Source organism: Nonomuraea solani (assembly GCF_900108335.1).
Classification (GTDB): Bacteria; Actinomycetota; Actinomycetes; order Streptosporangiales; family Streptosporangiaceae; genus Nonomuraea; species Nonomuraea solani.
The window spans coordinates 333,954-354,511 of record NZ_FNVT01000010.1; the positions used below are offsets into that span (position 1 = coordinate 333,954).

Consider the following 20,558-nt stretch of genomic DNA (forward strand, 5'->3'; position numbering starts at 1 on the left):
AAGGGGCCCGGGGTACGAGATCGTGGGGCGCCGCCCGACCGGGGTGGCCGATCGCCGTGGAGCCGACCGGGAGGGGCACCGATGTCCATCGAGCTCGATCTCGTGCCCGGCGGGGTCGCCCGCGCCCTCGACGCGCTGCCGCTGGTCGACCATCACGCGCACGGCGCGACCGCTCGCGACCTGTCGCGCAACGCGTTCGAGGAGCTGATCACCGAGTCCGACCAGCCGGTGCCCGAGTGGATGACCCAGTTCGACTCCCAGCTCGGCTTCGCGATCCTGCGCCACTGCGCGCCCGTGCTCGGGCTGGAGCCCTTCTGCACGCCGGAGGAATACCTGGCCCGGCGGGCGAGGCTCGGCGCCGAGGAGGTCAACCGGCTGCTGCTCGGCGCCGCCGGGATCGGGCACTTCCTGATCGAGACCGGCTACCGGGCCGAGGAGCTGCTGGGGCCGTCCGGGATGGCGGAGGCGAGCGGCGCGCCCGCCGACGAGGTGGTGCGCCTGGAGACCGTGGCCGAGCAGGTGGCCGCCGGCGGGTGCGAGGCGTCCGCCTTCGCGGACCGGTTCGCGCGGGCGCTGTGGGAGCGGACGCGGACGGCGCGCGGACTCAAGACCGTCGCCGCCTACCGGTACGGCCTCGACTTCGACCCCGCGCGCCCCGCCCGCGACGAGGTGACCGAGGCCGCCGGGCGCTGGCTGGCCGAGGGCGGGCGGCGGCTGTCGGACCCCGTGCTGCTGCGTCACCTGATCTGGACCGGGCTCGAACGGGGGCTGCCGCTGCAGTTCCACGTCGGTATCGGTGATCCCGATCTCGACCTGCGGCGCTCGGATCCGCTGCTGCTGCGCGGGCTGATCGAGCTGGCCGAGCCGACCGGGGTGCCGCTGCTGTTGCTGCACTGCTATCCGTACCAGCGGCAGGCGGGGTTTCTCGCGCAGGCGTACCCGAACGTCTACTTCGACGTGGGGCTGGGCGTCGGCTACACCGGGGCGCGCAGTGTGTCGCTGGTCGCCGAGAGCCTGGAGGTGGCGCCGTTCGCGAAGATCCTCTTCTCGTCGGACGCCTTCGGGCCGGCCGAGCTGCACCACCTCGGGGCGCTGCTCTGGCGGCGGGCGATGGCGCGGGTGCTGGGCGGGTTCGTGGCGGAGGAGGAGTGGTCCGTGGCGCAGGCGGTGCGGGTGGCGTCCATGGTGGGCGCCGAGAACGCGCGCCGCGTCTATGGCCTGGCGGCCGGAGGATGAGGAATGGCTCTTCGGGCCGTGGAATGAGGTCTGTGGCCTTCGGGCCGGGGGATGAGAAAGGGAGATCGCGGCAAGTGAGTGCGAACGGTCGTCGTCTGAGCATGGGGGCGGAGCTGAGAGGGGCGCTGCGGCGGGAGTTGCCCGCCGCCGTGGCGCTACGGCGGGAACTGCACACCACGCCGCACGTATCGGGGCAAGAGGGGCCGACGCTCGACCGGGTGCTCGACGCGCTGCCCGGCGGAACGGTCGAAACCGTGGCGGGCACCGGCGCGATCGTCAGGATTGGCGGGCCGGGGCCCGCGGTGGCCGTACGCGGCGAGCTGGACGCCCTGCCGATCATCGAACGCACCGGAGTGCCGTGGGCCTCCGTCAACGGCGCGATGCACGCCTGCGGTCACGACGTGCACCTCGCCGCCGTGATCGCCCTGACCCGCGCCCTGGCCGCCTGCGACGGCGGGGCGCCGCTCGTGGTCGTGCTGCAGCCGCGCGAGGAGACCTTCCCCTCCGGGGCGCTCGACGTCGTGCTCTCCGGGGCGCTGGAGCGGCACCACGTACGGGCCATGATCGGCGCGCACGTCCAGCCGGTGCTGAAGGAGGGGGTCGTGGCCTGCACGCCGGGCCCGGTGAACGCCTCCTCCGACGAGTTCCGGGTGACCGTCAGGGGGGCCGAGGGGCATGCCGCGTACCCGCATCTCACCCGCGACCCCGTCTACGCCATGGCGCAGGTCATCGTGGCCGCCCAGCAACTCGTCAGCCGGGCCGCCGACCCCATGGCGCCGACGGTGGTCACGTTCGGCACCGTCAACGCGGGCACCACGCCCAACGCCGTCCCGGGCGAGGCCGTCGCCAGGGGCACGCTGCGCACCCTGTCGGCGGGCTGGCGCGAGCGGCTGCACGCCCGGTTCACGCAGGTGATCGAGGACACCGCGAAGGCGTGCGGGTGCGTGGCCGAGGTGGAGATCCTGCCCGGGGAGCCGATCCTCACCAACGACCCGGCGCTGGCCGTACGGGCGGGGGAGCGGCTGCGGGAGCAGGGGTGGACGGTGAACGAGGAGCTGCGCTCGTGCGGGGCCGACGACTTCGCCCGGTACGTGGACGTGGCGCCGTCGCTGATGATGTTCGTGGGCGTGAACACGAAGGCCGGGCTGCACAGCCCCGAGTTCCTGCCCGACGACGCCAGCGTGGGGGCGGTCGCCGAGTCCCTGCTGGCCGGCTATCTCGCCGCGGCCCCGGACACCGCCGGCATGACGTCCACCGGCGCCTCCTCCCGGAACAGGTGAGCAGCCGTACCCCGGTCGTTATTGGACACCGGACTCATCGATGACGAAATCGCCTCGAACCTCTAGGCTCGGCGGTTGATGGATCTCGAAACTTTCACCGCCGGTTCGGGGCGACTCGAACCCAGGGCGGCACTTCGCTCCGACGCCCCCGCGCTCGACCTCAACGGGACGTGGCGCTTCCGACTCTCGCCCACCGCGAACGTCTCCGACGACTTCGCCGGGCCCGACTACGACGACGCGGGCTGGGACGACCTTCCCGTCCCGTCCCACTGGGTGCTGCACGGCCATGGCGCGCCCGCGTACACGAACGTCGCCTATCCCATCCCCATCGACCCGCCGCGCGTGCCCGGCGAGAACCCGACCGGCGACTACCGCCGCGCGTTCGACCTGCCCGAGGGCTGGACGGGCGGGCGGCTGCGGTTCGAGGGCGCCGAGTCCTTCGCCCGGGTCTGGCTCAACGGCCACGAACTGGGCTTCTCGACCGGCAGCAGGCTGCCTGTCGAGTACGACGCCGGGCCGCACCTGAGGCCGGGCCGCAACGTGCTCGCCGTACGGGTGCACCAGTGGTCGGCCGCCACGTACCTGGAGGACCAGGACATGTGGTGGATGCCCGGCATCTTCCGCGACGTCACGCTCACCCGCTCCACGGCCGACGTGTGGGTGCGCGCCTCCTATGAGGACGGGCGTGGCACGATCGGCTTCGAGGGCGCCGGCACGCTGAGCGTGCCTGAACTCGGCATCGACGGCCTCGAACCGGGGGCCGAGGTGACCGTGGACGTGGAGCCGTGGACGGCTGAGACGCCGCGCCTCTACGACGCCGTGGTGACCGGCCCGGAGGAGACCGTACGCCTGCGCGTCGGCTTCCGCACGATCTCCATCGTGGACGGCGTGCTCCTGGCCAACGGCCGGCCGCTGCTGTTCAAGGGCGTCAACCGGCACGAGTTCCACCCGGAGCACGGCCGTACGGTGCCGTACGAGACGATGCGCGAGGACGTGCTGCTCATGAAGCGGCACAACGTCAACGCGGTCAGGACCAGCCACTACCCGCCGCACCCCGACTTCCTGCACCTGTGCGACGAGCTGGGCCTGTGGGTGATCGACGAGTGCGACCTCGAAACCCACGGCTTCGGCGAGGTCGGCTGGCGCGGCAACCCCACCGACGACCCCCGCTACGCCGACGCGCTGCTCGACCGCATGCGCCGCATGGTCGAACGTGACAAGAACCACCCCAGCGTCATCATGTGGTCGCTCGGCAACGAGGCCGGCGTGGGCCGCAACCTCGCCGTCATGGCCGACTGGACGCGTGAGCGCGACCCGTCCAGGCCGCTGCACTACGAGGGCGACCGGTCGTGCGCGCACACCGACGTCTACTCGCGCATGTACGCCTCCCACGCCGAGGTCGAGGCCATCGGCCGGCGCGAAGAGGTCCCGCTCGACGACCCCGAACTGGACGCGCGGCGGCGGGCGATGCCGTTCATGCAGTGCGAGTACGCCCACGCCATGGGCAACGGGCCCGGCGGGCTGGCCGAGTACCAGGAGCTGTTCGAGCGTTATCCGCGGCTGGCGGGCGGGTTCATCTGGGAGTGGATCGACCACGGGCTGGCGCACCCCTCGTACGAGTACGCCTACGGTGGCGACTACGGCGAGCCCGTCCACGACTCCAACTTCGTGATCGACGGGCTCGTGTTCCCCGACCGGACGCCGTCGCCCGGGCTGCACGACCTGAAGAAGGTGTTCGAGCCGGTCAGGTTCGAGTTCGGCGACGGGGTCGTGCGGGTCGTCAACGGCTACGGCTTCACGGACCTGTCGCACCTGGAGTTCGTCGCCTCGGTGCAGGTGGAGGGCGAGCCGATCGCCGAACACCGCCTGGAGGTGCCGGCGGGTGGCGGCGAGTGCAAACTGCCCGACGTGACCGGCGGGGCGGGCGGTGAGCGGTGGCTGACCGTACGCGCCGTCCTGGCCGCCGACCAGCCGTGGGCCGAGGCCGGGCACGAGGTCGCCTGGGGCCAGGCGCTCCTGGCCCGGCCCGAGCCGCGGCCGCGGGACGTCGCGGCGGCGTTCGTCCGCGACGGCGCCGAACTGACGGTCGGCGGCTGCGCGTTCGACGCGGCGACCGGGCGGCTCGTGCGGCTGTTCGGGGCCGAGGTGGAGGGGCCGCGACTGGATCTGTGGCGCGCACCCACCGACAACGACCGGTATGGCGGGCTTGAGGGCAAATGGCGCGACTTGGGCCTGCACCGGCTCACCCACCGGGTGGACGACATCGCGTTCGGCGACTCGCGGGGCGTGCCGGTCAGCGCCTCACCCGAAGTCTCGTCTGGTGACTCGCTGACCATCAGGACCCGGGTCGCTCCGGCGGCCACGGACGTCGGGATGTGGGCGACGTACCGGTGGACGTTCGACGGAGGACTGCGGCTCGTCCTGGACCTGGAGCCGGACGGTGACTGGCGGATCCCGATCCCGCGGCTCGGCGTCACGATGTCGCTGCCGGGCGGCCTGGTCGACCAGGTCACCTGGTTCGGGCTGGGGCCGGGGGAGGTCTATCCGGACACCGGCATGGCCGCCCGGGTGGGCCGCTGGTCCTCCTCGGTCGAGGACCTGCAGACGCCGTACGTGTATCCCCAGGAGAACGGCCACCGCGCCGACGTGCGGTGGGCGGAGCTCGGGGGCTTCCGGGTGTCGGGAGATCCCACGTTCGGGCTGACGGCGCGAAGGTGGAGCACCGACGACCTGGCCGCCGCCCAGCACCGCCCGGACCTGGTGGCGGGTGACCGCCTGCACCTCCACCTGGACCTGGCCCACCAGGGCATCGGCACGGCCACGTGCGGACCGGGCACTTTGCCGGCGTACGAACTGCTGGCCCGCAGAGCCACCCTCCGCCTCCGCTTCGACCCGTCCTGACCGGCCTCCACGACCACGAACCCCGGCTCGGCCCTTGGACCGGCCACCCGGGTCTTCAGAGTCCGGCCACCCGTTCTTCGGGGGCCGGACTCCCGGTCCCCAGACCGGCCACGGGATCCCCGGCTCGGATTGAGCCGGTCACCCGATCCTGGGACCCGTCACCCGACCTTCGGGCCGGTAACCCGGTCTTGGGTCGGGTGCCGGATCGTTGGTCCGGTTGTTGGGTTCATGGGGCTGAACACCGGATCGTTGGTCCGGTCGCTCGGTTGTCGGTCGGGCGCCCAGCCCCCTGGCCGGGGATGGGCGCCCGTGGGTCAGGCCGGGACGGTGAGGATCGTGCCGGCGCCGACCGTCAGGCCGCCCTCGCGGATGGCGAAGCCGAGGCCGGGCTCGAGGGCGACGCCCTTGCCCAGCTCGACCGACACCTCGACCGTGTCACCCGGCCGCGCCACCTCCGAGCCGGGCAGCGTCAGCTCACCCGGCACGTCGGTCGTCCGCAGGTAGAACTGCGGCCGGTACCCCGACCCGATCGGACGGCGGCGTCCGCCCTCCTCCGGGGTGAGGAGGTAGATCCGGGCGGTGAACGACCGGTGGGCCCGCTGGCTGCCCGGCTCGGCCAGGACCATGCCACGCCGCACCTGCTCGCGGCGTACCCCGCGCAGCAGCACGGCCGCGTTGTCCCCGGCCTCGCCCCGCTCCATCGTCTTGCCGAACGTCTCCACGCCCGTCACGACGGCGGCGAACCCTTCACCGAACCCGGCGGCCTCGACCGAGTCGCCGACGCGCACCGTGCCGCGCTCGATGGCGCCCGTGACGACCGTGCCGCGGCCGGTGACCGTCAGCACGTTCTCGACCGGCATGAGGAACGGCGCGTCCACGTACCGCACGGGCACGGGGATGTGCTCGTCCACCGCCTGGAGCAGCGCCTCGACCGACGCCGTCCAGACCGGGTCGCCCTCCAGCGCCCGCAGCCCGGACACCCGGACCATCGGCACGTCACGGTAGCCGTGCTCGGCCAGCAGGTCCTGCAGCTCCAGCTCGACCAGGTCGATCAGCTCCGGGTCGGCGCCGTCGGCCTTGTTGACGGCCACGACCAGGTGCTCGACCCCGACCCGCTTGGCGAGCAGGACGTGCTCCCTGGTCTGCGGCATGATCCCGTCGTGCGCGGACACGACGAGGATCGCACCGTCGAGCTGCGCCGCCCCCGTGATCATGTTCTTCACGTAGTCGGCGTGGCCCGGCATGTCGACGTGGGCGTAGTGCCGGGTGGCGGTCTCGTACTCGACGTGCGAGATGTTGATCGTGATCCCCCTGGAGGCCTCCTCCGGGGTACGGTCGATCCGCTCGAACGGCGTGTACGTCGCCTGCCCCCGCTCGGCCAGCACCTTCGTGATGGCGGCGGTCAGCGTGGTCTTGCCGTGGTCGACGTGGCCCATCGTGCCGATGTTGAGATGGGGCTTGTTCCGTACGTAGGCCTGCTTGGCCATGGTTCCCTTCCCTAGAACCTGAAGCGTTCGTGACCCGTCAGGGTCGTCTACCTCCCCCCGCCGGGTCACTTCAGGACTTACGGGAAGAGGTCAGCGCTCCAGGCCGTCGCAGGCACGTCCGAGCGCGCCCGGCATGGCGGGCGTCGCGGGGTGGTGGACGTGCGGGAACATGAGGAACATAGTGCGGGCATCAGCGCCGCCTCGCAACGGATTATTCCGCGGCCACCTGCCAGACCGCCTCGCCACCAGGCCGCCTGACCGGTCTGGGCTGCCGCTCTGGGAGGTCGGCCTGGGTCTCGTTCAGTGGGTCCCGGCCGGGGTCAGGGGCGGCCGACGCTCATGTACGTGAAGCCCAGCGCCCGCATCTCCGCCGGATTCAGCAGGTTCCGCCCGTCGAAGAGCACCGGGCGCCGCATCGTCCCCGCCGCGCGAGCCCAGTCCACCTCCTTGAGCTGCGGCCACTCCGTGACCACGATCGCCGCGTCCGCCCCTTCGAGCGCCTCCTCCGGCCGCTCGTACCGGCTGGTCGACGTCCAGGGCTCGGTGTCGGCCGGGCGTGCCATCGGGTCCCAGCAGCTCACCTCGGCGCCCTCCGCCAGCAGCCGGGCCGCCAGCACCGTGCTCGGCGCCTCCCGCATGTCGTCGGTCCCGGGTTTGAACGTCAGCCCGAGCAGCGCCACCCGCATGCCCGTCAGCGTCCCGAGCTCGTCCTTGAGCTTCTGGATCGCCCGCCGCTTCTGCAGGTTGTTGACCTCGATCACGGCGGACAGGAGCTGCAGGTGGTAGCCGGTGTTGCTGGCCAGTTGCCGCAGCGCCTCGGAGTCCTTCGGGAAGCAGGAACCGCCCCACCCGATGCCGGGGCGCAGGAAGTGGGGGCCGAGCCGGTGGTCGAGGCCGACGGCGCGGGCGACCTCCTCGACGTCGGCACCGGTCTTCTCGCACAGCGTGGCGATCTCGTTGATGAAGCTGATCTTCGTGGCGAGCAGGGCGTTGGAGGCGAGCTTGACCATTTCGGCCGAGCGGACGTCCATGACGGCGACAGGGCCGTCCACGCCCTCGTGCAGCTCCGCGATCAGGGCGGCGGTGGCCTCGTCGGCCGAGCCGATGACGATGCGGTCGGGGTGCAGGAAGTCGTTGACCGCGCGCCCCTCGGCGGTGAACTCGGGGTTGGCGGCGTACCCGACATGGGCCAGGCCGGCCGCGTCCAGCGCCGACCGCACCCGGGCGCCGGTGCCGACGGGCACGGTGGACTTGACCACCACCGCCCGCAGGTGCGTGGCACCTTCCAGGGAGCGCACCACCGACCAGAGCCGGGACAGGTCCGCGTCGCCGGAGGCGGACGGCGGGGTGTCCACGCAGACGTACGCGATCTCGGCGCCGTCGAGCGTCTCCTGGAGGTCCAGGGTGAAGGTCAGGCGCTCCTTGTTCCTGGTGATCATGTCGCCGAGGCCGGGCTCGTAGATCGGTACGTCGCCGGACCGCAGCAGCTCGATCTTGTCCGGGTTGATGTCCCGGATCACCACCCGGTGCCCGAGCTCGGCGAGGCAGGCGCCGGTCACCAGACCGATGTACCCGGCCCCGAACACGGCGACCTGCCGTACCGGCGTGCCAACCATGGCTGACCATCCATTCTCGCGGGCCCACGCGAAGGGGACCCGCCGCTCGGGAAGTTCGTTGCCGAAACCTTAACGCGCCCCGCGCCCATCCCTTCAGCGAGCCCTTGGCCGGGCGCACAACGAACCCGGCGGTGTTCGTCCGGACGACCGAAGATGGGCGCCCCGCGGTGCCCTACGGTTCGGGTATGCCGCGACTCTCGCTGGACGACCTCTACCGCTTCGCCGTCCCCTCCGACCCCCGGCTGCGTCCCGACGGGGGCGCGGTCGCGTACACGCTCACCACCCCCGACCGCGACACCGACGAGAACCGCACCGAGATCTGGCTGGCCGCCCCCGGCTCGCCGCCGCGCCGCCTGGCCACGGGGAGCGCGGCCCGATGGTCGCCCGACGGCCGTACGCTGGCCTTCGTGCGGCCGGTCGACGGCAAGCCGCAGATCCACCTGCTGCCCATGGACGGCGGGGAGCCGTACGCGCTGACGTCGGCGGCGCTCGGCGCCGGGGCGCCACAATGGTCGCCCGACGGGACCCGCATCGCCTACAGCGGCCCCGCCGGTCCCGAGCCTGACCCGCACGCGCCCGTGGTGGCCGACCGGCTGGAGTACAAGGCCGACGGGAGCGGGTTGCTGCGCGGGCTCACGACGCAGTTGTTCGTGGTGGACGTGGCCGGAGGAGAGACGCGGCAGGTCACGGAGGGTGACTTTCACGCGGGTGAGCCGTCGTGGGCGCCGGACGGGACGCGGCTGGCGTTCGTGGCCGACATGGAGGGCGACCGTGACCTGGAGATCGGTGGCGCGGTCCATTCCATCGAGGTGGACGGTGGTGTGCCCGAGCGGCTGACCGATCCGGAGATCATCTGCTCCGGGGTCTGGTGGCTCGGCGAGCGGCTGGTCGTCGCCGGGCTGAAGGGCACGCCCGTCGGGCACGTGCGCCTGTTCACCCTGGGACCCGGTGGCGTGGCCGAGGTGGAGACGGGGCTCGACCGCAACGTGATGACCGGCCATCCGGGCTACCCCGGGGCCGCGCCCGCGCTGCTCGGCGACGATCTGCTGTTCTGCGCCCGCGACCGCGGCCGTACCCACCTCTACCGCGCCCCGGCCGACAGGCTCGTGCCAAAGAACCCTGAGGACGTCAGCGTGTCGGGGGTGAGCGTGGCGGCCGGGCGCGTCGCGTACGTGGCCGCGACCCCGTACAGCGCCGGAGACGTCCACCTCGACGGGGAGCGGCTCACCGACCACGGTCTCGGCGACATCGACCTGTACGTGCCCATCAGCCGCACCTTCACCGCCCCCGACGGCACCGAGGTCGAAGGCTTCCTGCTGCGCGACGAGACCGCCGAGACCCCCGGCCCGCTGCTCCTGGACGTCCACGGCGGCCCCCACAACGCCTGGGCCCCCGTGCTGGACGGCTTCCACCTCTACCACCAGGCGCTGGCCGCCCAAGGCTGGACCGTGCTCGCGCTCAACCCCCGCGCCAGCGACGGCTACGGCGAGGACTTCTACACCGCCGCCGTGGGCGCCTGGGGCCTCGCCGACACCCAGGACTTCCTGGCCGCCGTCGACGCCCTGGTCGCCGACGGCACCGCCGACCCCGAGCGGCTGGCCGTCACCGGCTACAGCTACGGCGGCTACATGACCTGCTGGCTCACCGCCGGAACCGGCCGGTTCAAGGCCGCGATCGCCGGCGGCTGCGTCAGCGACCTGACCAGCATGTCCGGCACCTCCGACATGGGCCACCTGCTCAAGACGCACGAGTGCGCGGGCGACCTGGCCGCCCAGTCCCCGATGACCCACGTCGCCGGGGTGACCACGCCCACGCTCCTCCTGCACGGCGAGAACGACGATCGGTGCCCGGTCGGGCAGGCCGAGCAGTGGTTCGCCGCGCTGCGCGAGCGGCGGGTGCCGGTCCGGCTGGTGCGCTACCCCGGCGCCGCCCACCTGTTCATCGTGAACGGCAGGCCCTCACATCGGTACGACTACAACGAAAGGATCATCGCGTGGCTGGAGCAATGGATCAGCGGCTCCCCGAGCTGATCGCCGAGTACGAGGTGCCCGGCGCGGCGGTGGCGTACCTGCACCAGGGAGAACTGCACGAATCAGCGGCCGGCACCCTCAACGCCGCCACCGGCGTCGAGTCCACCACGGACGCGCTCTACCAGATCGGCTCGGTCACCAAGGTGTGGACCGCGACCCTGCTCATGCTCCAGATCGAGCGCGGCCGGCTCACCCTCGACACCCCCGTGGCGGAGGTGCTGCCGGAGTTCAAGGTGGCCGACGCCGAGGTCACCAAGACCGTCACCGTCCGGCACCTCCTCTCCCACACCAGCGGCATCGACGGCGACCTGTTCATCGACACCGGGCGCGGCGACGACTGCGTGGAGAAGTACGTCGCCGCCTGCGCCGACCTGATCCAGAACCACCCGCTGGGCGCCACCCAGTCCTACTGCAACTCCGGGTTCGTCGTCGCGGGCCGCATCATCGAGCGGCTGGCCGGCAAGCGCTGGGACGACGTGCTGCGCGAGGAGATCGCCGGGCCCCTCGGCCTGGAGCACACCTGGACCCTGCCCGAGGACGTGCTGCGCTTCCGCTCCGCGATCGGCCACGTGGACGGCCGGCCCGCGCCGCAGTGGGGGCTCATGCGGTCCATGGGGCCGGCCGGGCTGATCTGCGCGAACCCCGCCGACGTGGTGGCCTTCGCCAGGGCGCACCTGGAGGGCGGGCTGCTCGCCGACCCGGGGGCGATGTGGGAGCCGCAGGTGGACATCCCGAACCCGTACACGCTGGGCGGGCAGTGGGGGCTCGGCTGGATCCTCGACGAATGGGACGGCCAGCGGGTCATCTCCCACGGCGGCAACACGATCGGCCAGCACGCCATGCTCTGGGCCGTGCCCGGCACCGGCACCATCGTGTGCGCCGCCGCCAACGGCGGCCACTCGGGCGCCTTCACCCGCGCCGTGGCCACGGAGCTGTTCACCGAGCTCGACGGCATCACCGTGCCGCCCACGCTCGGCCCGCCCGCCACGCCCGTCGAGGTGGACGCCGAGCGCTACGCGGGCGTCTACGAGCGGGCGGGCGCCCGGATCACGGTGTCGATGCGCGACGGGGAGCCCTGGCTGGGGTTCGAGCCCACGGGAGCCCTGGCGGCGCTGCAGGAGGCGCAGGAGGCGACCAAGCTGGTCGCGGTCGACGAGACCACGTTCGTCACGAAGGAGCCCGAGGCGCCCGAGTGGATGTCCGTGGTGTTCTACGAGCTGGCCGACGGCACCCCGTACGTGCACGCGGGCGCCCGCGCCACCCCGAAGACCGGCTGAGGTGGATCCCCGCACGCCGTGGACTATCGTGACGAGATGAGGAACCGCCCGCGCGCCAGTCTCGGGCGGATCCTCCACGATCTCGGCACGACCGTGCTCGACGTGGCGGCCTCCCCGGGCGACCTCGACGCCGAGGTGACCGGCGTCCACATCCACGACCCCCTCGACGAGCCGATCGTCCCCGCGGGCGCGATCCTGCTCGCGGTGGGCGTGCACGGCGCCGGCGACATCTGCGCGCTGCTGGAGCGGGCGCCGCACGCCGCGGGCGTCGTGGTGAAGCTGCCGGTCGACGTGGACGAGCGCGTACGCGCGGCGGTGCTGGAGACCGGCGTCGCCGTGCTCGGCCTCACCAGGGCGGCCTCCTGGGCGCAGGTGGCGGCGCTGCTGCGCTCCCTGCTGGCCGAGGGCGACCTGGACGAGCCGGGGGAGGGGCCGCACGGCGACCTGTTCTCCCTCGCCAACGCGGTCTGCGCGCTCCTGGACGCGCCCGTCACGATCGAGGACCGCTCCTCGCGGGTGCTCGCCTTCTCCGGGCGGCAGGACGAGGCCGACCAGGGCCGCGTCGAGACCGTGCTCGGCCGCCAGGTGCCCGGCCGCTACCTGCGCCAGCTCGACGAGCAGGGCGTGTTCAAGCGGCTCTACCAGGGCCACGAGCCCGTCTACATCCAGCTCGACGACGACACCCTCATCGACCGGGTGGCGGTCGCGGTGCGGGTCGGCGACGAGATCCTCGGGTCCATCTGGGCGGCCGTGCACGAGCCGCTCAGCCCGCAGCGCCAGCGCGCGCTCACCGACGCCGCCAAGATCGTGGCGCTGCAGCTCCTGCGCGAGCGGGCCGGGGCGGACACCCAGCGGCGGCTCCGCGCCGACCTGCTGTCCACCGTCCTCGCGGGCGGCGCCGACGCGGCCGAGGCCGCGGGCCGGCTCGGCATCGCGACCGCCCGCCTCTGCGTGCTCGCCGCCCAGCTCGCAGGCCCGGCCGGTACGGACCCGGCGCGCGGCGAGAGCGACCGCCAGCGTTTCTGCGACGCCTTCGCCCTGCACGTCGGCGCCATCCACCCCAAGGCCGCGGCAGCGCTCATCGGCTCCGTCGCCTACGCGGTGCTGCCCCTGGCGCCCGGCGGCGACGAGGAGGCGCGGGCCGTCCGCGTGGCCGAGAGCTTCCTGGCCAGGGTCGGGCCCCGGCACGCCGCCAACATCGGCGTCGGCCGCCTCGCGCTCAGCCTCGCCCAGGTCGCCAGGTCCCGCGCCGACGCCGACCGGGCCCTGCGCGTGCTGCGCACCCGCGCCACCACCGGCCAGGCCGCCGGATACGCGGACGTGCACTTCGAGGCGCTGCTGCTCCAGGTCGCCGACGTGGCCGCCACCGAGGACCAGACACCCACCGGCCCCTACCGGCGGCTGCTCGACCACGATGCCGAGCACGGCACCGAGCTGACCGCCACGCTGGGGGCCTACCTGGACGCGTTCGGCGACGTCAACACGGCCGCCGCCCGCGTGCACGTGCACGCCAACACCTTCCGCTACCGGCTCAAGCGCCTGGTCGAGATCAGCGGCCTCGACCTGGCGGACCCAGAAGCCCGGCTCACGGTGATGCTGCAGATGCGGATCTTCGGGCGATAGCACGACGCGGCCCGGCTTTTTCGTGACCGGCCACGAAGAACGAGTCCCGGCGAGCGGCGAAGGTGGAGCTCACCCCCACGCTCGTCTGGAGTCCCCATGAGAACACCACAAGCGGCGGCCCTCACCGCGCTCGCCCTGCTCGCGGCCGCCTGCGGGGGCGCGAGCGGCACCGGCCGGCCGGCCGGAGGCGGCGGGACGTTCACCTACGTGCTCCCGTCCGACCCCGGCGTGCTCGACCCCGCCGCGGCCGTGCTCAACGTCACCATCACCACGCTCTCCCTCGCCTACGACACCCTGGTCGGCGTCTCGAAGGACGGCAAGATCGTCCCGGCCCTGGCGGAGAAGTGGGAGGTCGCGCCCGACAAGGTCACCTTCACCCTGCGCAAGGGCGCCACCTGCGCCGACGGGACCCCGGTCAAGCCCTCCGACGTGGCGGAGAGCGTCGGCCACATCGCCGACCCCGCCACCAAGTCGCCCATCTACGGCGTGCTGGTCCCCAGCGGGATGAAGGCCGAGGCCGACGAGGCGGCGGGCACGGTGACGCTGTCCATGCCGAAGCCGTTCAGCTTCATCCTGGAGAGTGCCCGGATGATCTTCGTCGTGTGCGGCAAGGGGCTGAAGGACCGCTCGCTGCTGGCCCGCGCCACCTCCGGCAGCGGGCCCTACAAGCTCACCGAGGCGGTGCCGGGCGACCACTACACGTTCAAGGTCCGCAGGGAGTACACCTGGGGCCAGGCCGGCGCCACCGCCAAGGACGTGCCGGAGACCGTGGTGATGAAGGTCGTGCCGAACGAGCAGACCGCCGCCAACCTGCTCGTCGCCGGCTCCGTCAACGGCGCCACGATCTACGGCCCCGACCGCGCGCGCCTGGAGGCCGTGCCCGGCATGGGCAAGCGGATCGAGCCGGTGTCCAACGGCGAGTTCTTCTACCACCAGGGCGACGACCGGCCGGCGAGCGATCCCGCCGTGCGCAAGGCGCTCACGCAGGCCATCGACCTGAAGGAGCTGGCCGGCATCGCCTCCGGCGGCACCGGCAAGCCCGTCACGGGCCTCGTCCTGCACCCGCGCCCCTGCCAGGGCGACTCCGTCACCGGGCACGTCCCTGCCCACGACCCGGCGGCCGCCGCGGCGGCGCTCGACGCGGCCGGCTGGCGGGCCGGGCCCGACGGCGTGCGGGTCAAGGACGGCAAGCGGCTGACCCTGCGCTACCTGTACGCGACCACCCGGGGCGCCGGGACCCAGGCCGCCGCCGAATACCTGGCCGCCGCCTGGCGCAAGGCCGGGGCCGAGGTGAAGCTGAACGGCCAGATCGACACCAAGCTGTCGGAGTCGCTGAACACCACCCAGGACTGGGACGTCGTCTGGCTGCCCATCGGCGTCACCCTGCCCAGCCAGGTCACCGGCTTCCTGTCCGGCCCAGCCGCCCCCAAGGGCGCCAACTTCGCGCACCTGTCCAACGACCGGTACGAGTCGCTCGTCGCCGAGGCCGGCAAGGTCCCGGCCGCCGAGGGCTGCCCGCGGTGGCTGGAGGCCGAGTCGGCGCTGTTCGAGGCGGCGGACCTGGTGCCGGTGGTCGAGATCACGGTGCTGCAGGCGTCCAGGAACGCCACGTACGAGCAGAACGCCGGCCTCTTCGTGCCCACCTCGATCCGGCTCACCTCGTGAGGGGTGTACGGCGGCTCGTACGGTTCCTGGTGTCCCTGGCCGTGCTGATGGTGGTGTCGTTCGCGATGATCCACCTCATCCCCGGCGACCCCGTGCGGGCCGCTCTGGGCCCCGCCGCGCCCGTGGAGCTGGTCGAGGCCCGCCGGGCGGCGCTCGGCCTGGACCGGCCGCTGCCGGAGCAGCTCGCCACGTACGCCACCAACATCATGTCCGGAAATTTCGGGACTTCGTTTTTGACGGGGGAGCCCGTCGGCGAGGTCATCCTGACCCGGCTGCCCAACACCCTCACCCTGGCCCTGCTCGCCACCGCCGTGGCCCTCCTGATCGCCGTCCCGCTCGGCATGTGGGCCGCCGTCCGCACCGAGAACGGCCGCAACCGCGGCACCGAGCTCACCTTCGCCGCCACGACCGGCACCGCCGTGGCCGTGCCCGAGTTCCTGTACGCCATCGCGCTCGTGGCCGTCCTCGCCATCGGCCTCGGCTGGTTCCCGCCCGCGGGCATGGCGGGGCCGGCCACGTACGTGCTGCCCGTCCTGGCCCTCGCCACCGGCCCGGCCGCCATGATCGCCCGCATCTCCCGCGTCGAGACGCTGCGCGAGCTGGGCAAGGATTACGTGCGGCTGGCCCGCGCCAAACGGCTGCCCGCCGCCCGGCTGCACCTGCGGCACGTGCTGCCCAACACGCTCACGGCCACGCTCACCGTCGGCGGCCTGCTGCTGAGCTCGCTCATCGCCGGCGGGGTGCTGGTCGAGTACGTGTTCGCCTGGCCGGGGCTCGGCCTGAAGATCGTCGAGTCGATCACCCAGAAGGACTATCCGGTGGCCCAGGGCGTGATCCTCGTCTACGGGGCGCTCGTGCTGGTGGTGAACCTGGCCGTCGACCTCGTGCTGGGCGCGCTCGACCCGACGTCCGCGATCAAGGAGTCCTGATGACCCGATGGGTGCGGAACGGCCCGGGCCTGGCCGGAGCCGCGATCGTGGCGGCGATGGCGGTCCTGGCCGTCGTGGGCCCGCTCGTCTGGGGCGACGCCGCCGACCGCATCGACGCCGCCGCCATCCTCCAGGGCGCCTCCGCCGAGCACCCGCTCGGCACCGACAACCTGGGCCGCGACCTGCTGGCCAGGGTCCTGGTGGCCGGGCGCTACTCGCTCCTGCTGGCCCTCGCGGCCACCCTCATCGGCGCCGCCGCCGGCGTCGTGCTCGGCACGCTGCCCGCGGTGCTGCCCAGGCGCGCCGCCCGGCTCGTCACCGGCACGGTCAACGCCCTGGTGGCCTTCCCCGGGCTGCTGCTGGCCATGTTCACCGCGGTCGTCGCCGGGCTCGGCGCGCGCGGCGCGGTGCTCGGCATCGGGGCCGCCATCGCGCCCGGCTTCGCGCGGCTCACCCAGACGCTGGCCGCCACGGTCGCCGGGTCCGACTACGTCGCCGCCGCCCGCATGCTCGGCGTCTCCCGCCGCCGCGTCCTGACCAGGCACGTGCTGCCCAACATCGCCGAGCCGCTCATCCTCAACCTCACCCAGGCGCTCGGCGGCGCGCTGCTCGGCCTGGCCGGGATGTCGTTCCTGGGGCTCGGGGTGCAGCCGCCACAGTTCGACTGGGGACGGCTGCTGTTCGACGGGTTCCCGCGCATCTACGTCACGCCGGAGGTGGCGCTCGGCCCGGCCGCCGCCATCGCGCTCGCCGGGATCGGCTTCAACCTGCTGGGCGACGCCCTGGCCAGGGCCGCGGCGCGGACGTCCGTACCCGGAAAGAACTCCGGGACGCGGCCCGAGCCGGTCCCGGCGGGCGATCCCGACCCCGATGCGGTGCTGGAGGTGCGCGACCTGACCGTCACGTTCCCCGGCGGCGTCACCCCGGTGCGGGAGCTGTCGCTGACCGTGGCGCCCGGCGAGATCGTCGGCCTGGTGGGGGAGTCGGGCAGCGGCAAGAGCCTGACCGCCGCCGCCATCGGCGGGCTCGTGCCCTATCCGGGCACGGTCACGTACGGCGCGCTCCGGCTGGGCGGCGCGGACGTCGCCACGCTGTCGGACAAGGAGCTCGGCACCGCGCTCGCCATGGTGTTCCAGGACCCCCTCGCCGCCCTCAACCCGGCCCTCAAGGTCGGCGGGCAGCTCGCCGAGGTGGCCGTCGTGCACCAGGGCGCGACCCGCGCCGAGGCCCGCCGCCGCGCCGTGGACCGGCTCGGCCACGTCCACCTGCCCGACCCCGCCAGGCGGGCCGCGCAGCACCCGCACGAGCTGTCCGGCGGCATGCGGCAGCGCGCCGTCATCGCGATGGGCCTCATGGGCACGCCGCGCCTGATCGTCGCCGACGAGCCGACGACCGCGCTCGACGTGACCGTCCAGCGGCAGATCCTGCGGCTGCTGCGCGAGGTCGTGGAGGAGACGGGCGCGGCGACCCTGTTCATCTCGCACGACATCGCCGTCGTGGGGGAGCTGTGCGACCGGGTCGTCGTCATGTACGCCGGGCGCGTCGTCGAGGAGCTGCCCGCCGACCGGCTCGCCGGCGGGGCCGCGCACCCGTACACGAAGGCGCTGATCGCCTGCCTGCCCGACCTCGACACCGACCGCGCCCGGCCGCTGGCCGGCATCCCCGGGAGCCAGCCCGCCCCCGCGCGGGTCGGCCCCGGCTGCGCCTTCGCGCCCCGGTGCGCGCTGGCCACCGCCCGGTGCGCCGCCGAGCGCCCGCCACTCCTCGCCCACGGCCCCGGCCGCCGGGTCGCCTGCTGGGAGGTCACATGATCATCAAGAACCTGAGCGTGCGCTTCGGCGCCTTCACCGCCGTGGACGACGTCACGCTGGAGATCCCCGACGGTCACGTCGTCGGGCTCGTCGGCGAGTCGGGGTCGGGCAAGTCATCGCTGGCCAGGGCGGTGTGCGGGCTCGTCCCCCACACCGGGACCGTCGAGGGTGCCCGCCGCGTGCAGATGGTGTTCCAGGACCCCTACGCCTCGCTGAACCCCCGCATGACCGTCGCCCGGACCATCGCGGAGGGCGCGGGCCCCGGCGCGGTGGAACGGCTGCTCGGCCTCGTCCGGCTGCCCGCCGAGCTGGCCGGCCGCTACCCGCGCGAGCTGTCGGGCGGGCAGCGCCAGCGCGTCGCGATCGCCCGCGCCCTCGGCGGCGACCCCGCGCTGCTGGTCGCCGACGAGATCACCAGCTCCCTCGATGTGTCCGTGCAGGGCGCGGTGCTCAACCTGGTCCGCGGGCTGCGCGACGAGCTGGGCCTGACGATGCTGTTCATCTCGCACAACCTGGCCGTGGTCAGGTACGTCGCCGACATCGTGGCCGTCATGCACAAGGGCCGGATCGTCGAGGCGGGGCCCGCCGAGCAGGTCGTCGGCGAGCCCGCGCACGAGTACACCCGCGCGCTGCTGACGGCGGTGCCCCGGCTCGGAAGGGTCAGAGAGTGATCCACTCCATCGAGGTCGTCACCTCGTCCAGCACGGACGGGATCGGCTCCACCCCCAGCCCCGGCCCGACGGGCACCTCCAAGTGCCCGTCCACCAGCTCGAACGGCTCGGTGATGTCGGTCTCGTAGTAGCGGCGCGACCCGGAGGTGTCGCCGGGCAGCGTGAAGCCCGGCAGGGCGGCCAGCGCCACGTTGGCCGCCCTGCCGATGCCGGTCTCCAGCATGCCGCCGCACCACACCGCGATGCCGTTCGCCCGGCACAGGTCGTGGATGCGGCGCGCCTCCAGGTAGCCGCCGATCCGGCCCGGCTTGATGTTGACGATCGAGCACGAGCCCAGCGCGATCGCGGCGGCGGCGTGCTCGGCCGACTCGATCGACTCGTCCAGGCAGATCGGCGTCCGCAGCCGCTTCGCTAGCCGCGCGTGCTGGAGCAGGTCGTCGTTGGCCAGCGGCTGCTCGATCAGCAGCAGGTCGAACGCGTCCAGCCGGGCCAGCCGGGGCGCGTCGGAGAGGGAGTAGGCGGCGTTGGCGTCCACCTGGAGCAGCACGTCGTCGCCGAACCGCTCGCGCACGGCCGCCACCGGCTCGACGTCCCAGCCGGGCTCGATCTTCAGCTTGATGCGGACGTAGCCCTCGTCGAGATAGCCCGCCACGGCGTCCAGGAGCTCCGGCACCGAGTCCATGATCCCGACCGACACCCCGCACGGCACCCGATCCCTGGCCGCGCCCAGGAAACGCCCGAACGACTCGCCGGTCGCCCGCAGCCGCGCGTCCAGCACCGCCGTCTCCAGCGCCGCCTTGGCCATGCGGTGGCCCTTGATCGGCTCCAGCGCGCGGCCGACGTCGTGCACGCCGAGGTTCCTGGGCAGCGCGGGCAGCAGGAAACGGCGGATCACCTCGGCGGCGCCGTCGACGTACTCGGAGGAGTAGAGCGGCTCGGTCATCGCCACGCACTCGGCCCAGCCCTCGGCGTCCGGCGTCACGACCCTGACCAGCAGGACGTCGCGGGAGGTCTCGGTCCCGAACGAGGTACGGAACGGCGCCACCAGCGGCATCGCGATCCGCCGCAGCTCGACTCCAGTGATCTTCACGCTCTCTCCACCCTGTAGTAGGACTTCCCGCAGAACCCGGTGACCCTGCGGCCCCGCGCCATCAGACCGCCCAGCACATCGCGTACGGCGTGCCGCCACGCCTTGGCCGTGCCCGGGTCCGTGCGGCGCAACCCCTCGATGTCGGCGGGCACCGCGACCAGCACCGTGTCGGCGTCTACCGGACCGGCCACCGGCCGCCCGCCCACGTCGGCCAGCGCCACCGCCGCGCCTTCCGGCACCGGCGTGTCGTACGGCTCCCGGCGCGCCAGCGCGGCCACCCGCGGATCGGCCAGCGGCCATTCGGTCAGCAGGCGGTCGGACTCGTCGCCCTGGTTGACCGCGTCCTCCATGACGCCGTAGAAGCACGGCAGGTATTCCAGCGGCCTGGCGCCCAGCTTGGCCAGGTTGAAGTGGGCGTTGCGGCGTACGAGCGGGTCGTAGGTCCACGTGATTCGCTCCAGGCCGCGCTCCAGGGCCCAGCGGCGCTGGTGCAGTTTGAGCTCCAGCCCGATGCCGTGCCCTGCCGCCGCGCCGGTCACGTGGGAGTGCAGGGTGTTCGCGGCCGCCAGGAACCCGACCGAGGCGCCGGCCAGGCGGTCGCCGTCGAAGGCCCCGGCCACGTAGCCGCCCGCGTGCGACAGCGCCCGCATCAGCTCCATCGTGATGGGCGGGTCGCCGGAACCGAACCCCCAGATGCCGTCGAACAGGGCATGGACCCGCTCGAACTCCGCCATCTCGTGGAGCTCCCTGACCTCGATCAACGTGCCGCCCTTCCCCTGTTAGAACCCCAAGGGCGACGGTATGCCATCGGCTGGCCGCCCCGATTCGTCCGGGGACACCAAGAGGAGAGCGGTTTTTCGTCGGGGCGACTCAGCGGGCGCGCGCGTCCGGCCGAGGCGGCTCAGGGGGCGCGCGTGTTCGGGCCGGGGTGACTCAGCGGGA

At 73.2% G+C, this 20,558-nt stretch carries 14 protein-coding genes; 10 read left to right on the forward strand and 4 right to left on the reverse strand.

Annotated features, from left to right (window positions below; translation table 11 throughout):
* The first annotated feature begins 81 nt into the window (after positions 1-81).
* The 3 genes from C4V41_RS33040 (at position 82) to C4V41_RS33050 (ending at position 5,417) form a co-directional block, all read left to right on the forward strand.
* A complete protein-coding gene (locus tag C4V41_RS33040; RefSeq protein WP_103959873.1) occupies positions 82-1,236 on the forward strand; it encodes an amidohydrolase family protein in 1,155 nt (384 codons plus the stop codon).
* 74 nt (positions 1,237-1,310) lie between these two features.
* Positions 1,311-2,516, forward strand: coding sequence for a M20 metallopeptidase family protein (locus C4V41_RS33045; protein ID WP_235030512.1), 1,206 nt, complete (start codon positions 1,311-1,313; stop codon positions 2,514-2,516).
* Between the two features lie 78 nt (positions 2,517-2,594).
* Positions 2,595-5,417: a glycoside hydrolase family 2 TIM barrel-domain containing protein gene (locus C4V41_RS33050; RefSeq protein ID WP_103959875.1), complete on the forward strand. Its 2,823-nt coding sequence runs from the start codon at positions 2,595-2,597 to the stop codon at positions 5,415-5,417.
* A gap of 314 nt (positions 5,418-5,731) precedes the next feature.
* Here C4V41_RS33050 and tuf read toward each other — a convergent pair whose 3' ends face one another.
* Entirely contained in the window at positions 5,732-6,904 is a 1,173-nt protein-coding gene (gene tuf / locus C4V41_RS33055; RefSeq protein ID WP_103959876.1) for an elongation factor Tu, read from the reverse strand.
* A 320-nt stretch (positions 6,905-7,224) separates the two neighbouring features.
* Complete coding sequence (locus C4V41_RS33060; RefSeq protein WP_103959877.1) at positions 7,225-8,520, reverse strand: UDP-glucose dehydrogenase family protein; 1,296 nt, start codon at positions 8,518-8,520, stop codon at positions 7,225-7,227.
* Between the two features lie 185 nt (positions 8,521-8,705).
* Between C4V41_RS33060 and C4V41_RS33065 the strand changes: the two genes are divergently transcribed.
* From C4V41_RS33065 to C4V41_RS33095, 7 genes are all read left to right on the forward strand, one after another.
* Positions 8,706-10,550: a S9 family peptidase gene (locus C4V41_RS33065; protein ID WP_146103882.1), complete on the forward strand. Its 1,845-nt coding sequence runs from the start codon at positions 8,706-8,708 to the stop codon at positions 10,548-10,550.
* Positions 10,514-11,827, forward strand: coding sequence for a serine hydrolase domain-containing protein (locus C4V41_RS33070; RefSeq protein ID WP_235030513.1), 1,314 nt, complete (start codon positions 10,514-10,516; stop codon positions 11,825-11,827). The genes C4V41_RS33065 and C4V41_RS33070 overlap by 37 nt, the downstream gene beginning before the upstream one ends.
* Positions 11,828-11,863: 36 nt before the next feature.
* Positions 11,864-13,450 carry a PucR family transcriptional regulator gene (locus C4V41_RS33075; RefSeq protein WP_103959954.1) on the forward strand — a complete coding sequence of 529 codons (1,587 nt, stop codon included), beginning with the start codon at positions 11,864-11,866 and terminating at the stop codon, positions 13,448-13,450.
* A 96-nt stretch (positions 13,451-13,546) separates the two neighbouring features.
* Positions 13,547-15,115, forward strand: a complete 1,569-nt coding sequence (locus C4V41_RS33080) for an ABC transporter substrate-binding protein (protein ID WP_103959880.1) — start codon at positions 13,547-13,549, stop codon at positions 15,113-15,115.
* Complete coding sequence (locus tag C4V41_RS33085) at positions 15,112-16,044, forward strand: ABC transporter permease (protein WP_235030514.1); 933 nt, start codon at positions 15,112-15,114, stop codon at positions 16,042-16,044. Before C4V41_RS33080 ends, C4V41_RS33085 begins: the two co-directional genes overlap by 4 nt.
* Positions 16,044-17,855: a dipeptide/oligopeptide/nickel ABC transporter permease/ATP-binding protein gene (locus C4V41_RS33090; protein ID WP_103959881.1), complete on the forward strand. Its 1,812-nt coding sequence runs from the start codon at positions 16,044-16,046 to the stop codon at positions 17,853-17,855. The genes C4V41_RS33085 and C4V41_RS33090 overlap by 1 nt, the downstream gene beginning before the upstream one ends.
* A complete protein-coding gene (locus C4V41_RS33095; RefSeq protein ID WP_103959882.1) occupies positions 17,852-18,526 on the forward strand; it encodes an ABC transporter ATP-binding protein in 675 nt (224 codons plus the stop codon). Before C4V41_RS33090 ends, C4V41_RS33095 begins: the two co-directional genes overlap by 4 nt.
* Here the strand turns inward: C4V41_RS33095 and menC are convergent.
* Both menC and C4V41_RS33105 read right to left on the reverse strand, forming a co-directional pair.
* Positions 18,516-19,616, reverse strand: a complete 1,101-nt coding sequence (gene menC / locus C4V41_RS33100) for an o-succinylbenzoate synthase (RefSeq protein WP_200824390.1) — start codon at positions 19,614-19,616, stop codon at positions 18,516-18,518. The genes C4V41_RS33095 and menC overlap by 11 nt on opposite strands.
* Positions 19,613-20,377, reverse strand: coding sequence for a GNAT family N-acetyltransferase (locus C4V41_RS33105; RefSeq protein ID WP_103959883.1), 765 nt, complete (start codon positions 20,375-20,377; stop codon positions 19,613-19,615). Before C4V41_RS33105 ends, menC begins: the two co-directional genes overlap by 4 nt.
* Positions 20,378-20,558 lie beyond the last annotated feature (181 nt).